Genomic DNA, 14,700 nt, shown 5'->3' with positions numbered 1-14,700 from the left:
GGGGCCGGGGCCCGCGCCCCCCCCGGCAGGCGGACCCCTCAGCCGGCGGGCGGCAGCGCCGCGCCGTCGCGCAGCAGCCGGGCGAAGAGCGGCACCGCCGCCTCCAGGTCGCGCATCGCGACATGCTCGTGCGGCGTGTGGGCGGTGGCGATCGAGCCGGGGCCGAGGATGACGCAGGGGGCGAGGCCCTGCATCTCGGAGGCGTCGGTGCCGAAGGGCACCGTGCCGGCGGGCAGCCCGGTCGCCTCGGCGGCGAGGCGGATCAGCGGGTGGTCCGCCGGCAGCTCGGGCGGCCGGCCCTCGTAGGTGGCGTCGAAGGAGAGGCCGGCGCGCTCGGCCGCCGCGCGCACCGCCGCCACCACCGGCTCCGGGTCGATGGAGCGGCTGTAGCGGAACTTGATGCGCGCCGTGGCGCGCGCGACGGTGACGTTGATCGCGGTGCCGTGGTTGTCGAGGATCAGGTTGAAGTCGGAGAAGGGCGGGTCGTAGGCCGGGTCGAGCAGCGCGGGGTCGGTGCGCAGCCGGTCGAACAGCGCCTTCATCTCGGCCAGGAAGGGCAGCAGCGCCCAGTTGGCGTTGGTGCCGCGCCCGGTGGAGGAGTGCGCCTGCACCCCGGCCGCCTCGACCTGGAAGTTGACGTGGGTGCGGTGGCCGCGCACCGGGGCGAGGCCGGTCGGCTCCGCCACCACGATGCCGCGCAAGGCCAGCGAGGCGGCGAGTTGCGAGCGGCCGGCGACCACCCGCGCCCCTTCCTTGCTGGTCTCCTCGTCGGTGGTGAGCAGCAGCGTGGCCGGCACGTCGGCCGGCACGGCGCGGGCGGCGAGGATGGCGGCGGCGATGGCGCCCTTCATGTCCTGCGAGCCGAGCCCGTGCAGCACGCCCTCGGCGTCGATGCGCGGGTCCCAGGGGTCGCCTTCCCAGCCCGTGGCCGGCACCGTGTCCATGTGGCCGGAGAGGGCGATGCCGCCGGGCGGGCCGCGATGCGCGACCAGCACGCGCTTGGGCGTGCCGGCCGCGTCGGCGTAGTCGAGGCGCTCGATCTCGAAGCCGTCGAGCGCCTGCTCGATGCGGTCGGCGACGGGGATGTTGGAGAGGAAGCTGCGGCTGTCGATGGCGACGAGGTCGCAGGCGAGGCGGCGCAGTTCGGCGCTGTGGTCGGGCATGGCGCAGCATGCGCCCGCCGCGACGGCGGCCGCAAGCGAGGGTCGCGACGGCGGCTGCGAGCGAGGGTCGCGACGGCGGCTGCGAGCGAGGGAGCGGCGGCGGCCGGCGGAAGCGCGACGGATGCGGCGGCGTGCGTCGCGGACGGCCCCGCCGCGCGGGATGGCGGATGGCGCCCGCGGGCCGCGCCGGCGGTCCCGGTCGCGCCGGGACGACGCCGCACGCGACCGTGCCGCGGCGGATGCCGCGTCCGGCCTTGCCGGAAGGGAGGCCGCACGCGACCTTGCGGGCATGAGCGACACGCCCGACGCGCCGGCCTACCTCGATCCCCTCACCGGCCGCACCTGGCCGCTCGACGCGCCGCGCTGGTGCGCCGAGGCGGATGCGGATGGCGACCGCCGGCCGTTGCTGCTGACGCCGCTGCCGGGCATCGGGCGCGAGGCGATCGACCCGGCGGCGCCCGGCCTGTGGCGCTACGCCGCCGCCCTGCCCTTCCGGCCGGCCGCGCCGATCACGCTCGGCGAGGGCCGCACGCCGCTGGTGCCGCGCCGCTTCGCGGGCGGGACGATGCACGCCAAGTGCGAGTGGCTGATGCCGAGCGGCTCGTTCAAGGATCGCGGCGCCGCCGTGATGCTGTCGCTGCTGCGCGAGCAGGGCATCGTGTCGGTGCTGGAGGATTCCTCGGGCAATGGCGGCGCCGCCATCGCCACCTACGCGGCGGCGGGCGGCCTGCGGGCGCGCATCCTGGTGCCGGAATCGACCTCGCCGGCCAAGACGGTGCAGTCGCGCGCCGCCGGGGCGGCGATCGCGCTGGTGCCCGGCACGCGGCAGGACTGCGCCGACGCCGCCGAGCGCGAGGGCGAGGCGCGGGCGGACGGCATCTTCTACGCCAGCCACAACTGGCACCCCTTCTTCCTCCAGGGCACCAAGCTGCTCGCCTACGAGCTGTGGGAGGATCTCGGCTTCCGCGCCCCGGACAACGTCATCGTGCCCTGCGGCGCCGGCTCCAACGTGCTGGGCTGCGGCATCGGCTTCTCCGAATTGCGCCGCGCCGGGCAGATCGAGAGCCTGCCGCGCATCTTCGCGGCGCAGCCGGCCAATTGCGCGCCCGTCGCCCGCGCCTTCCTGGACGAGGAGCCGGCGGCGGCCGCGCCCACCATCGCCGAGGGCACCGCGATCGCCCGGCCGATCCGGCTGCGCGAGGTGCTCGGCGTGCTGGAGGAGAGCCAGGGCGGCGCGGTGATGCTGACGGAGGCCGAGATCGCCGCCGCGACCCTCGCCCTGGCGCGGGACGGGCTCTACGTCGAGCCGACCAGCGCCCAGGCGGCGGCGGCCTTCGGGCGGCTGCTCGCGGCGGGCACCATCGCGCCGGAGGAGACGACGGTGGTGGTGCTGACCGGCAGCGGGCTGAAGGCGACGCCACGGATCGCGGATCTGCTGGGCGTGGCGGGGTGACGGAGGGCCGGAACCGGCCGGCCGTTGCAACCCCGGAAGTTTTGTGGCGGTCATCCCCACGGAACACGGAGGCCAGCGCAGGTGCCATCGCCCATCGTCGAACTGCCGAACCGGCCGCTGCGGCTCCGGCCGCCCGTCGGCGGCTGGCGGACGAGGCTGCTCGGCCTGGTCTGCGTGCTGCTGTTCGGCGGCGGGTGCGTCTGGCTCGGCGTCTCCGTCGCGCCCGGGCTCGTCGGCGACTACGCGGTGCGCGGCACGGCCCTGCCGCTGACCACCGGCCGGATCAGCGACGGCCGGTGCCATTCCAAGCTCTTTCTCGTGAGCTGCGACATCACGCTGAGCAGTACGGGCCCGGGCAACACCGGCAAGGCCGGCGCGCGGGTGACGCAGGACGTCCACTACCTGTTCGCCGACATCCATTTCGGCGACTACACCGTGGCGGTGATGAGCGATCCGGCGCGGCCGGGATGGCTCACCACGGATATCGGCATCGACCGCTACTGGAACCGGGCGGTCACCTTCGTGCTGATGGCGGCGTTCTCGGTCGCGATGGCGGTGTTCGGGCTGATCCAGCTCGTCTCCGGCGGCCCCTGGGCCACGGCGGCGCGCCGGCTGGACGGGCAGGTCCTCGTGCCGGCCGTGCTGCGGCTGCGCGGCGTGCTGCGGCAGGGATGGGCGGTGGATGCGCAGCCCGGCGAGAGGTTCCGGAACGGACGGCTCTGGCCGGTCGGCCGGCAGGCCGAGCCGCTGGTGGTCGGCCCCGGCAACGCCATCCTCGGCGTCACGGCGCGATCGGGCGGTCCGGTCGTGCCCATGGATGCCGGCCTGACCTGGCTCGACCTCACCGAGGAGGAGCGGCGGCGCGCCTTCGCCTCGCTGCCCCGCCCGCCGGGGTGACCGGCTGCCTCGACCTTCACCCTCGATCGCGCTTGGCAAGTCCGGCCGATGCGCCAAACTCGCCGGCAAGCACCGGCCCGCCCGAGCGGCGCCGGCCCATGACGAGGCGAGGACGCGATGCCATCCCTGTTCGACCCGATCCGCATCGGCGCCATCGAGGCGCCCAACCGCATCTTCATGGCCCCCCTCACCCGCGGCCGCAGCACGCGCGGGCACGTGCCGACGCCGATCATGGCCGCGTACTACGCGCAGCGCGCCGCCGCCGGGCTGATCATCTCGGAGGCGACGGGGATCAGCCGCGAGGGGCTGGGCTGGCCCTACACGCCGGGCATCTGGACCGAGGAGCAGGTGGCGGCGTGGCGCCCGGTCACGGCGGCGGTGCACGCGGCGGGCGGGCGCATCCTCTGCCAGCTCTGGCACATGGGCCGGCTGGTCCATCCCGACATGATCGGCGGGGTACCACCCGTCTCCGCCTCCACCATCCCCGCCCCCGGCATGGCCCACACCTATGACGGCAAGAAGCCCTACGAGGCGCCGCGGCTGCTGGCGCTGGAGGAGATTCCCCGGCTGATCGGCGACTACCGCCACGCCGCCGCCAACGCCATGGCGGCCGGCTTCGACGGGGTGGAGATCCACGCCGCCAACGGCTACCTGCTCGACCAGTTCATGCGCGGCAACGCCAACACCCGCACCGACCGCTACGGCGGCCCGGTGGAGAACCGCATCCGCCTGCTGACCGAGGTGACGCAGGCCGTGGCGGACACGGTGGGCGCGGACCGCACCGGCGTGCGCCTCTCGCCCAACGAGCCGCGCCAGGGGGCGGACGACGACGACCCGTGGTCGCTGTTCGGCGCCGCCGCCGCCGCGCTCTCGGCGATCGGCATCGCCTTCCTGGAGCTGCGCGAGCCGGGGCCGGAAGGCACCTTCGGCAAGGCGACGCGCCCGCCCGTGGCGCCCACCATCCGCGCCGCCTTCTCCGGGCCGCTGGTGCTGAACTCCGACTACGACGGGGCGAGCGCGCAGGCGGCGCTGGATGCCGGGCAGGCGGACGCCATCGCCTTCGGCCGCACCTTCCTGGCCAACCCGGACCTGCCGGAGCGGCTGCGGCGCGGCGCGGCGCTGAACCCGGACGTGCAGGCCACCTGGTACAGCCAGGGGCCGGAAGGCTACCTCGACTACCCGACGCTGGCCGCGGCCTGAGCCGCGGCGCCGCAGGGCCGGGCCGCGCGCGTTCCGGCCCCGGCGGCGGCGCCTTGCCGACCCGCCCTCGCGGGCGCAGCATCGGCGGGGCATGGACAGGCTCGGACGGGATGCGGGGGCGCCGGCGGCGCCCGGGGCGCTGCACGGATCGGCGGCGGCGCCGCGGACGCCGCCGCCCTTCTGGCTGCTGGTGCTGGTCACCGCCTCCGGCACGCTCGGCATGCACATCTTCATCCCCGCCCTGCCGGAGGCGGCGGCGGAGCTGGGCGTCGGCGCGGGGGCGGCGCAGCTCACCATCACGCTCTACATGCTGGGGCTGGCGGCCGGGCAGCTCGTCTACGGCCCGGTCTCGGACCGGACGGGGCGGCGGCCGGCGCTGCTGGCCGGGCTCGGCCTCTACACGCTGGGCTGCCTCGGCGCGCTGCTCGCCAACTCGCTCGGCGCGCTGCTGGCGGCGCGGCTGGTGCAGTCGCTCGGCGGCTGCGCCGGGCTGGCGCTCGGCCGGGCGATCGTGCGCGACACGGCGGAGCCGCGCGCGGCCGCGGCGCGGCTCGCGCTGCTGAACCTCGTGCTCTCCGCCTCGCCGGGCCTGTCGCCGGTGCTCGGCGGCTGGCTGGCCGTGCTGTTCGGCTGGCGCGCCGTGTTCGCCGCGATGCTGGCGCTCGCCCTGCTGACCCTGGCGCTGGTGCTGTGGCGCCTGCCGGAGACGGCCAGTCCCGGCCAGGGGAGCGGCGGCGGCAGCCCCGCCGCGCTGCTGCGCGGCTACGGCAGGCTGCTGCGGCAGCCGGCCTTCCTCGGCTACGTGGTGGGCGGCGGCCTCGCCACCACCAGCATCTACGCCTTCATGGCCGCCTCGCCCTTCATCTTCGTCGAGGAGCTGCACCGGCCGGTGCACGAGGTGGGCTACTACTACTTCATCCTGATCCTCGGCATGACGCTGGGCAGCTTCCTCGCCAACCGGCTGCTGCAACGCCTCGCCATGGGCACGCTGCTGCGCCTCGCCGGCGGCGTCGCGCTGCTCGGCGCCGCGCTGTTCCTGGGCGCGGTGCTGGCCGGCCGGCTTTCCGTGGTCACGGCGGTGGCGCCGGTGTTCCTGTTCGTCGCGAGCTGCGGCCTCGCCGCGCCGGTGGCGCTGACCAAGGCGATCAGCGTCGATCCGAAGGCGATCGGCGCGGCGGCCGGGCTCTACGGCTGCGGGCAGATGGTGATCGGCGCGCTCTGCACCGTCGCGGCCGGCTTCGGCGGGGACCCGGCGCTGGCCTCGGCCTGCGTGCTGCTCACGGCGGCGCTGCTGAGCCAGCTCGCCTTCACCGTCGCGCTGCGGCACGACCGGCGGGATTGAGCACGGGGAACTCGCGAGGCCGGGGCGGCGCGGCGATGGCCGGACTGACGGCAGGCGATGCCTTGGCGTTACCTCTTTGTAATTCACGGACAGTTGCGGCCAACCCTGGCGGCCGCGCAGTTGCCGCCGACCCGGCAGGAGCCGACTCTTCCGCGGCCGAACCGGCTCGCCCGCACCGGGAACGGCCGTCTTCCGCTCGGTGGAGGAGGCGAAGCTGTCTGTTCCCGGGCCGGATCGGAGGGGCCGGATGAAGCGTTGGTTTTCCCTGCTCTACGTGCAGGTGCTGGTCGCGATCGTGCTCGGCGTCGCGGTCGGCGCGATCTGGCCGCATTTCGGCGCGTCGCTGAAGCCGCTGGGCGACGCCTTCATCAAGCTGATCAAGCTGGTGATCGCGCCGGTGGTGTTCCTGACCATCGTGCACGGCATCTCCTCCGTCCGCTCGGCGGGCCAGGTCGGGCGGGTCGGCATCAAGGCGATCGTCTACTTCGAGGTGGTCTCCACCTTCGCCCTGGTGATCGGCCTGCTCGTCGCCAAGATCTTCCGGACCGGCTCGGGCTTCAACATCGACGTCTCGGCGCTGGATGCGCGCGCCGTGCAGGGCTACGCGGCCCGCGCGCAGCACGACGGCGTGGTCGACCACCTGATGGCGATCATCCCCGACACCTTCTTCGGCGCCTTCGCGTCCGGCGACCTGCTTCAGGTGCTGTTCATCGCCGTGCTGACGGGCTTCGCGATCAACGCCCTGCCCGAGAAGTACCGCGTGCCCACCAGCCACGTGATCGACCGCATGGCCGACATCTTCTTCGGCATCGTGGCGATCGTGGTGAAGGCGGCGCCGATCGGCGCCTTCGGCGCCATGGCCTTCACCATCGGCCAGTACGGCGTCGCCTCGATCGTCAACCTGTTCGAGCTGGTGGCGACCTTCTACTTCACCGCCATCTTCTTCGTGCTGGTCGTGCTCGGCACCATCGCGCGCTTCTGCGGCTTCTCGATCATCCGCTTCGTCAACTACATCCGCGAGGAGCTGCTGATCGTGCTCGGCACGTCCAGCTCCGAGAGCGTGCTGCCGCAGATCATGCGCAAGATGGAGCGCCTCGGCTGCTCGCCCTCCGTGGTGGGCCTGACCGTGCCGCTCGGCTACTCCTTCAACCTCGACGGCACCAACATCTACATGACGCTGGCGACGATGTTCCTGGCCTACGCCACGAACACCGAGCTGACGCTGACGCAGGAGCTGACCATCCTGCTCGTCGCCATGCTGACCTCGAAGGGCGCCTCCGGCGTCACCGGCGCGGGCTTCGTGACGCTGGCGGCGACGCTCTCGGTCATCCCCGACATCCCGATCCAGGCGCTCGCCGTGCTGATCGGCATCGACAAGTTCATGAGCGAGTGCCGGGCGCTGACCAACCTCGTCGGCAACGGCGTCGCCTGCGTCGCGGTCAGCCGCTGGGAGGGAGAGCTGGACCCGGTGAAGCTGCGCGCCGAGCTGGCCCGCGGGCCGAGCAGCCACGCGATGGACGACGCCTTCCCGGCGACCGGCCCGGCGACCGGCGACAACGCGCCCCGTGCCGCGCTGCCCCGGCAACTGGCCGAGTAGCTCACGAAACCGGGCGGGCGGTTGATCCTGCCCGGCCCGCCGCCGATCTCCCTGCCGCACTGCACAAGGAGATCGCGATGCAGATCGACCTTTCCGGCCGGCGCGCCGTCGTCACCGGCTCCACCGGCGGCATCGGCTTCGCCATCGCCCGCGCCCTCGCCGAATGCGGCGCCGCCGTCGTGCTGAATGGTCGCGGCGAGGAACGCACCGCGTCGGCCGTGGCGCGGCTGCGCGAGGCGGTGCCCGGCGCCACGGCGGAAGGCGTCTCCGGCGACCTCGGCACCGCCGAGGGCTGCGCGGCGTTCCTCGGCCGCGCCGGCGAGGCGGACATCCTGGTCAACAACCTCGGCATCTTCGCGCCGAAGCCGTTCCTCGAGATCGACGACGCGGAGTGGCACCGCTTCCTGGAAGTGAACCTGATGAGCGGCGTGCGGCTCTCCCGCCACTACCTGCCGCGCATGGCGAAGGCGGGCTGGGGCCGCATCGTGTTCCTCTCCAGCGAGTCGGCGCTGAACATCCCGCGCGAGATGATCCACTACGGCGTCACCAAGACGGCGCTGCTCGCCCTCTCGCGCGGACTCGCGGAATCGGTGCCGGCCAGCGGCGTGACGGTGAACGCCGTGCTGCCGGGCCCGACGCGCTCGGAGGGCGTCGCGGAATTCATCGACCAGCTTTCGGGCGAGCGGCACCTCGCGCCGGAGGAGGCGGAGAAGGTGTTCCTGGCCGAGAACCGGCCGACCTCGCTGCTCGGGCGGCTCGCCACGGTGAAGGAGGTGGCGAACATGGTGGCCTATGTGTGCTCGCCGCTCGCCTCGGCCACCACCGGCGCGGCGCTGCGGGTGGATGGCGGGGTGGTGCGGACCATCTCGCCCTGATTCGGGGCTCCGCCCCGGACCCCGCCAGGGGCTTTGCCCCTGGACCCCACCAAAGGGCGAAGCCCCTTTGGAAACCCCGTTCGGATCCGAGCCCCACAGGTTCAACCACCGAGGCCGCAAACGCCGGCGGAGGTCCAGGAACCTGAGGTTCCTGGTGGGTGGGGTCTGGGGAGGGCGAAGCCCTTCCCAGGCGGATAGGGTCCGGGGAAGGTGCAGCCTTCCCCGCACGGCCGCCGCCCTAAAGCCACCCCTTCAACCGGAACCACAGCAGCGGCAGGATGGCGCTGACCGCGATCATCGCCAGGCCGTAGGGGTAGCCCCAGGCCCAGTCCAGCTCCGGCATCACCTTGAAGTTCATGCCGTAGATGCTGGCGACGAGGGTGGGCGGGATGCCGACGATCGAGACCACGGTCAGCAGCCGGATCGTGTTGTTCTGCTCGATGCTGATGAAGCCGAGCGTCGCGTCCAGCAGGAACTGCACCTTGTTGGCGAGCTGCGTGTCGTAGTCGTTCAGCGAGGCGATGTCCTGGCGCAGCGAGCGGAAGCGCCCGTGCAGCGTCGCGGGCAGCCACTTCGCCGCCGCCTCCTCCACGAAGGGCACGATGCGCCCGACGCCGAGCAGCGTGTCACGCAGGCGCGACAGGCGTTCGCCCTCCTTGCCCACGGAGCGTAGCGCGGCGCGCAGGGCCGCGTCGGCGCGCACCGGCCGGTGGTGCTCGTTGGCGGCGAAGGCGTGGGTGGAAAGCCGGTCCAGCTCGGCGCCGATCTGCTCCAGCAGGTCCGCGAGCCGGTCCACGATGGCGTCCAGCAGCCCGGCCAGCAGCACGGCGCTGCAGTCGCGCCGCTCGGTGTCGGTGTCCTCGGAATCCACCTCGGCGCCGTAGGTGTCGAAGGCGGTGAGGGGCGCGAAGCGGATGGTGACGAGGTGGCGCGGCGACAGCAGGAGGCCGACCGGCGTGACGACCGGCGTGTGGCCGGCGGCGCGCGAGGCGACCGGCGTGCTGAGGTAGAGCGCGTCGCCGCGCACGGCGAGGCGGCTCGACGTCTCGATCTCGCTCAGCGCCGCGCGGCTCGGCACGCGCAGGCCGGTGTGGCGGGTGACGAATTCCTTCTCCGCCTCGGTGCCGTCCAGCAGGTCGAGCCAGAGCGTGCCCGGGGGCAGTGAGTCCGGCAGTGAGTCCGGCAGCGCCCCGTTCGCGCCGGCGGCGGCGGCACCCGCCGGCGCTGGGTGGAAGAAGAGCAAGGTGCTACTCCTCGTCTGCGGCGGCCCCGGCGCGGGGAGCAACGCCCGCGCCGCGCCCCCGGATGCCGGCGCCGCCCCGCGGCGGCGCGTTCCCGGGGCGTGCAGGCCGCGAGACGCGGCAGGCACGGCGCGGCGCGCGCCCGGCGGCGGGGACGGCATCACGGAACGGGGGAAGAGCGGATGACACGGGACGAGCTGACGCAGTGGGCGCTGTCGAATGGCTGGCGGCTGGTGGACGGGCATCCGAGCCTGCTCAAGCCGGGCCGGAGCGAGGCGATCGTGCGGCTGGTGCTGAAGGCGACGGTCGCCAATGTCGAGGTGAAGAAGCCGGCCGGCAAGTGGGAGAAGATGGGCGGCGCCGCCTACGGGAAGATCGAGGCGGACGAGTCGACCGGCGTGCCGCGCGGCCTCGGCCTGGTCAGCATCCCCGGCTTCTCGATGCTGATGCAGGACAACCGCGACCGCATGGCGTTCGGCGGCGACCGGCCGAAGGAGAAGGCGCCCTCGGCCGCCGACGTGTTCCGCAAGCTCGGCCCGGGCTGAGGCCGGGGCCGGGCGTTCCGCTCTATTCCGCCGGCAGCGGCACGCGGCGGCCGCGATCGGCCTCGGCCGAGACGCTGGCCGTGCCCATGCAGAGCAGCGACAGGCCGAGCAGCGTCGCCACCAGCGGCAGCACCAGCCCCGGATGGCCGCTGTCGATCAGCAGGCCGCAGGGCACCGGCATCAGCGCGCCGCCGAGCGGCAGGCCGGAGGAGACGAAGCCGAACACCTTGCCGATCTGGCCCGGCGGCGCGGCGTTCTTCACCATCACGTCGCGCGGCGTGCGGCTGGCGCCGAGGCAGAGGCCGGCGGTGAAGGCGGCGAGCAGCAGCACGGGCCGGGCCATCGGCACCGTGCCGATGGTGATGAACAGCGCCATCGCGACCAGCGTCAGCGACACCACGAAGCCGACCTGCCGGGTGGAGCGGTCCGCGTACCAGCCGCCGACCAGCACGCCGCTGGTCTGGCCCACCGTGTAGCCGGAGAGCGCCAGCGCCGCGACCTCGGCCGCCGTGCCCCAGAGCTGGCCGAGCACGGTGATGAGGAAGTTGGTGACGCCCGAGGTGCTCATCGAGGAGAGCAGCATGAAGGCGAAGAAGAGCAGCATGGTGCGCGAGAGCAGCAGCTCGCGCCCGGTGATGCCCTTCGTGTCCTTGGCGGGCTTGGCCTGGTCACGCAGCACGCGGCTCTGCCACAGGATCGCCGCGACGACGGGGATGCCGAGCAGCCCGACCGAGAGCAGCGCGCCGCGCCAGCCGATCGTCGCGGCCAGCAGGGCGATGACCGGCGGCGCCGCGGCGAAGCCGAGATTGCCGGTGAAGGTGTGCAGGGCGAAGGCGCGGCCCATGCGGTTCCTGTCGATCGAGCCGGCGAGGATCGCGTAGTCCGCCGGGTGGATCACGGAATTGCCGATGCCCGAGAGGATCGAGAGCGGCAGGATCCACCAGAAGGAGGGCACGAAGGCCATGGCCGAGACGGAGAGCGCCATCAGCAGCGTGCCGCCGACCAGGAAGGGCCGCGCCCCCCAGCGGTCCACCCAGAAGCCGACCGGCGTCTGCAGCACGGCGGTGGTGCCGGACATCAGCGCGGTGGCGAGGCCGAGCATCGCGAAGGAGACGCCGAACTCGCCGCGCCAGGCCAGGAACAGCGGCGGCAGGGTGAGCATGTAGAAGTGGGAGAGGAAGTGGCCGGTGCCGATCAGGGCGATGATGCGGCCATCGCGGCCCTGGCCGGCAGGGGCCTCGCCGGCGGCCCCGCCATCGGGGCCGTGTGACGTCGCGCGTGCGGGGACCATGCCGGTCCTTCTCCAGATCATGTCGCGGAGGGGTATACGGAGAACGAGGGGTATACGGAGAACACTGCGCCCCGCCCGGCAGGGGGTCAACGCAAGCTAGCCGGGCGGACAGCCCCGCGTCCAGGGCATACCGTTCCGCGCCCGTGGCATGGCTGCCGCACCACCGGACGAGGTGCCGGACCGCCCGCCGGCCGCGGCAACCCCTTGTCTCCGGCCGGGATCCAGGCGGGCGTGGGGCATGCCCCCCTACCCTGCCGGCGGCGCCGCCGGCTTCTCCGCCACGTGCAGCATGGCCGGCATGGCGACGAGCAGCGCCAGCAGCGTCCAGGCCAGCGACAGGGTCAGCAGCACCCCCATGCTCGCCGTGCCCGGGTGGTGCGAGAGCGCCAGCAGGCCGAAGGCGCTCGCCGTGGTGAGGGCGGAGAGCACCACGGCGCGGGTCAGCGGCGTCGCCAGCAGCTCGCGGGTGCCGTCCTCCCAGGCCAGGATGTAGTAGATGTGGAAGGCGACGCCGACGCCGAGCAGCAGCGGCAGGGCGATGATGTTGGCGAGGTTCAGCGCCAGCCCGGTCAGCACGCAGGTGGCGAGAGTCAGCAGCAGCCCGAGCATCAGCGGCGCCAGCGCCAGCGCCATGTGCGTGACGCTGCGCAGCACCACGGTCAGCAGCAGCGCGATCAGCGCGAGGGCGACGCCGCCCGCCACCAGGAAGGCGTGCCGGATCGTGCCGGTGGAGCCGAGGATGGAGATGGGCGGCCCGCTCGCCCCCGGCGAGAGGGACTGCGCGGCGGCGGCGAAGCGGGCCATGGCGGCGTCGTCGGTGCTGTCGCCGCTCGGATACAGCTCCACCCGGGCGCGGCCGTCCGGCGTCACCCAGTCGGCGCGCAGATCGGCCGGCAGGTCCGCCTCGGTGACCGCCTGGGCGCCCAGCGCCGCCGTGATCTGGCGCAGCGTGGTGCGCAGCCCCGGCACGACCGCTTCCGCCAGCAGCGCCCGGCCCTCGGGCGGGCCGTCGGCCAGAGCCCGGAAGGCCACGGCGAGCCGCCCGGCATCCGTCGCCGCCGCGCCGCCACGGCCGCCGGCCGCCGCCGCCAGCCCCTCCGCGGTATGCCGCAGCGCCGCGGCCACCGCCGCGTCGTCGGGGTCGGGCCGCGGCTCGGGCGCGAGCGTCGGGCCCATCAGCATCGCCGCGTCCTCGATCAGCGCCAGCTTCGGCCCCTGATTCTCGGGGATGAAGGAGCGCAGCGTCACCGCCTGGCGGATCTCCGGCAGGGCGGCGGCGCGGCGCGCCAGCGCCTCGGCCGCATCCAGCGAGGGGGCGAGGATGTCGGCCGTCTGCGGCGTGGTGTCGGGGTCGCGCATCAGGTCGTAGTAGGTCGCGACCGCCTCGGAATGCCGGTCGCGCAGGTGCAGCGGGTCCACGTCGAAGGACAGGCGCGGCAGCAGGGCGAGGCCGCCCACGGCCAGCACCACGCAGAGCCCGACGACGAGGCGCGCCCGCTTCGTCAGCGCCCGGTCGAGCGGCGCCAGGGCCGACCAGCCCACCTCCCGCCCCTCGGCGGCGGGACGCAGCAGGCAGAGCAGCGCCGGCAGCAGGGTGAGCGAGAGCACCACCGCCACCACCATGCCGAAGCCGGCGATCCGCCCGAGATCCGCGACGCCGCGATAGTCGGTGGGCAGGAAGGAGAGGAAGCCGATGGCGGTGGCGATGGCGGCGAGCAGCATGGCAGGCCCCGCGCGATGCCCGGCGGCGAGCAGGGCGGCGCGCAGCGGCCGGGGCGTGCCGGGCGGCAGGGCGTGGCGCTCGGCGCGGTAGCGCACCGCGTACTGGATGCCGAAATCGACCCCGAGCCCGACGAACAGCACCGCGAAGGCGACCGAGATGATGTTGAACGGCCCGACCGCGAGCAGCGCGAAGGCCGCGGTGACCGCGAGGCCGGCGGCGAGCGTCACCAGCACCGCCAGCACCAGACGCACGGAACGCAGCGCCAGCCAGAGCAGGAACACCACCAGCGCGACGGAGAGCAGCCCGTTCACGTCCGCGTCCTCGGCGATGGAGCCGAACTCCTCGTCGCCCATCGGGATGGCGCCGGTGATGCGCAGCCGCACGCCGTGCGCCGCGTCGAGGCCGAGGCGTCGCGCCTCGGCGCGGATGCCCTCGGTGACGGCCTCGCCGGGCGAGAGGGCGGCGTAGTCCAGCCTCGCCTGCACCAGCACGAAGCGGCGCAGCTCCAGCGCCGAGGGGGCGCGGCCGGTGAACAGGCGCGACCAGTCGAGCGGCCGCAGCCTTCCCTCCGCCGCCTCCCCCGCCGTCCCGGCCAGCTCCCGCAGGGGGGCGGCGAGGCTTTCCAGCGTGGTGTCGCCGCGCTTCACCCCCTCCAGCACCAGGTCCAGCGTCGACGCGACGCCGCGCAGGCCCGGATCGGCCGCGAGCGTGCCGAGCAGCGGCTGCGCCGCGATGAGCTGCTCGGTGATCGACCGCACCTCGGCCTCGGGCAGGAACAGGAAGGCGTTGCGCTCGAAGAAGGCGCCGCCATCGGGGCGGCTGACACGCTTCGCGATGTCCGTGCGCCGTGCCAGCGCCTCGGCCAGCGCGGCGGCGGCGCGGTCGGCCACGGCGCCGGTCGCGCCGTCGATCACCACGGCGACGAGGTCGTTGCGCTGCGGGAAGGCCTCCTCCAGCGCGCGCTCCGCCTGCCGCCAGGGCAGGTCCTGCGGGAAGAGGCGGGTGGCGTCCGTGTCCATCGCGAAATGGCGCGAGACATGGACCCCGGCGCCGATGCCGAGCGCCAGCAGCAGCAGCACCGAGAGCAGCGGCCGGGCGATGGCGACGCGCACCAGCGTGGTGGCGAGGCGTTCGAGGGCGCCGACCAGCCCGCCGCGATGCGGCGGCGCGCCCGGCGGGGCGGCGGCGCCGGGCGACGCGGCGGACGACGGGACGGCGGCCGGCGGGGGGGCCAAGGGGGTGTTGGGCGGGATGTTGGGCGGGGTGCCGCCTCGTGCCCCCCCGTCCCGGCCATCGGCCCCCTGCCCCGCGCCGGCCGGCGCCGCGCCGCGCTCGATCAGGGCGTCGTCGCGCCCGCGCTCGTCCTCCGCCAA

Annotated in this window: 11 protein-coding genes; 7 read left to right on the top strand and 4 right to left on the bottom strand. The window is 74.3% G+C overall.

Features of this window, described 5'->3' with window-relative positions:
• Window positions 1–38 precede the first annotated feature (38 nt).
• Window positions 39–1,163: a M20/M25/M40 family metallo-hydrolase gene (locus tag M0638_RS18905; protein WP_248668564.1), complete on the bottom strand. Its 1,125-nt coding sequence runs from the start codon at window positions 1,161–1,163 to the stop codon at window positions 39–41.
• Between the two features lie 289 nt (window positions 1,164–1,452).
• On the opposite strand from M0638_RS18905, the gene M0638_RS18900 reads away from it, so the two are divergent.
• The 6 genes from M0638_RS18900 (at window position 1,453) to M0638_RS18875 (ending at window position 8,527) form a co-directional block, all read left to right on the top strand.
• Window positions 1,453–2,616 carry a threonine synthase gene (locus M0638_RS18900; protein ID WP_248668563.1) on the top strand — a complete coding sequence of 388 codons (1,164 nt, stop codon included), beginning with the start codon at window positions 1,453–1,455 and terminating at the stop codon, window positions 2,614–2,616.
• An 81-nt stretch (window positions 2,617–2,697) separates the two neighbouring features.
• Entirely contained in the window at window positions 2,698–3,513 is an 816-nt protein-coding gene (locus tag M0638_RS18895; protein ID WP_248668562.1) for a hypothetical protein, read from the top strand.
• A 117-nt stretch (window positions 3,514–3,630) separates the two neighbouring features.
• Entirely contained in the window at window positions 3,631–4,713 is a 1,083-nt protein-coding gene (locus M0638_RS18890; protein WP_248668561.1) for an alkene reductase, read from the top strand.
• Window positions 4,714–4,804: 91 nt separating this feature from the next.
• On the top strand, window positions 4,805–6,055 hold the full coding sequence (locus tag M0638_RS18885) for a multidrug effflux MFS transporter (RefSeq protein ID WP_248668560.1): 1,251 nt from the start codon (window positions 4,805–4,807) through the stop codon (window positions 6,053–6,055).
• A gap of 247 nt (window positions 6,056–6,302) precedes the next feature.
• On the top strand, window positions 6,303–7,652 hold the full coding sequence (locus M0638_RS18880; protein ID WP_248668559.1) for a dicarboxylate/amino acid:cation symporter: 1,350 nt from the start codon (window positions 6,303–6,305) through the stop codon (window positions 7,650–7,652).
• Between the two features lie 77 nt (window positions 7,653–7,729).
• Entirely contained in the window at window positions 7,730–8,527 is a 798-nt protein-coding gene (locus M0638_RS18875; RefSeq protein ID WP_248668558.1) for an SDR family NAD(P)-dependent oxidoreductase, read from the top strand.
• Between the two features lie 238 nt (window positions 8,528–8,765).
• On the opposite strand, the gene M0638_RS18870 is transcribed toward M0638_RS18875, so the two are convergent.
• Complete coding sequence (locus M0638_RS18870) at window positions 8,766–9,770, bottom strand: magnesium transporter CorA family protein (RefSeq protein ID WP_248668557.1); 1,005 nt, start codon at window positions 9,768–9,770, stop codon at window positions 8,766–8,768.
• Window positions 9,771–9,950: 180 nt separating this feature from the next.
• On the opposite strand from M0638_RS18870, the gene M0638_RS18865 reads away from it, so the two are divergent.
• Window positions 9,951–10,313 carry a hypothetical protein gene (locus M0638_RS18865; RefSeq protein ID WP_248668556.1) on the top strand — a complete coding sequence of 121 codons (363 nt, stop codon included), beginning with the start codon at window positions 9,951–9,953 and terminating at the stop codon, window positions 10,311–10,313.
• 22 nt (window positions 10,314–10,335) lie between these two features.
• On the opposite strand, the gene M0638_RS18860 is transcribed toward M0638_RS18865, so the two are convergent.
• Both M0638_RS18860 and M0638_RS18855 read right to left on the bottom strand, forming a co-directional pair.
• Entirely contained in the window at window positions 10,336–11,604 is a 1,269-nt protein-coding gene (locus M0638_RS18860; RefSeq protein ID WP_248668555.1) for an MFS transporter, read from the bottom strand.
• Window positions 11,605–11,850: 246 nt separating this feature from the next.
• The gene (locus tag M0638_RS18855; protein WP_248668554.1) at window positions 11,851–14,700 is read right to left on the bottom strand and encodes an MMPL family transporter; all 2,850 of its coding nucleotides are present in this window, start codon (window positions 14,698–14,700) and stop codon (window positions 11,851–11,853) included.

Source organism: Roseomonas acroporae, assembly GCF_023223525.1.
Classification (GTDB): Bacteria; Pseudomonadota; Alphaproteobacteria; order Acetobacterales; family Acetobacteraceae; genus Roseomonas_E; species Roseomonas_E acroporae.
Note: the sequence above shows the minus strand (reverse complement) of the source record. Positions and strands in the feature narration are given on the sequence as shown.

Coding starts and splice junctions, on each gene's coding strand:
- M0638_RS18900 (WP_248668563.1), top strand. CDS start 1,453: ATGAGCGACACGCCCGACGCGCCGGCCTACCTCGATCCCCTCACCGGC.
- M0638_RS18905 (WP_248668564.1), bottom strand. CDS start 1,163: ATGCCCGACCACAGCGCCGAACTGCGCCGCCTCGCCTGCGACCTCGTC.
- M0638_RS18885 (WP_248668560.1), top strand. CDS start 4,805: ATGGACAGGCTCGGACGGGATGCGGGGGCGCCGGCGGCGCCCGGGGCG.
- M0638_RS18865 (WP_248668556.1), top strand. CDS start 9,951: ATGACACGGGACGAGCTGACGCAGTGGGCGCTGTCGAATGGCTGGCGG.
- M0638_RS18875 (WP_248668558.1), top strand. CDS start 7,730: ATGCAGATCGACCTTTCCGGCCGGCGCGCCGTCGTCACCGGCTCCACC.
- M0638_RS18880 (WP_248668559.1), top strand. CDS start 6,303: ATGAAGCGTTGGTTTTCCCTGCTCTACGTGCAGGTGCTGGTCGCGATC.
- M0638_RS18890 (WP_248668561.1), top strand. CDS start 3,631: ATGCCATCCCTGTTCGACCCGATCCGCATCGGCGCCATCGAGGCGCCC.
- M0638_RS18860 (WP_248668555.1), bottom strand. CDS start 11,604: ATGGTCCCCGCACGCGCGACGTCACACGGCCCCGATGGCGGGGCCGCC.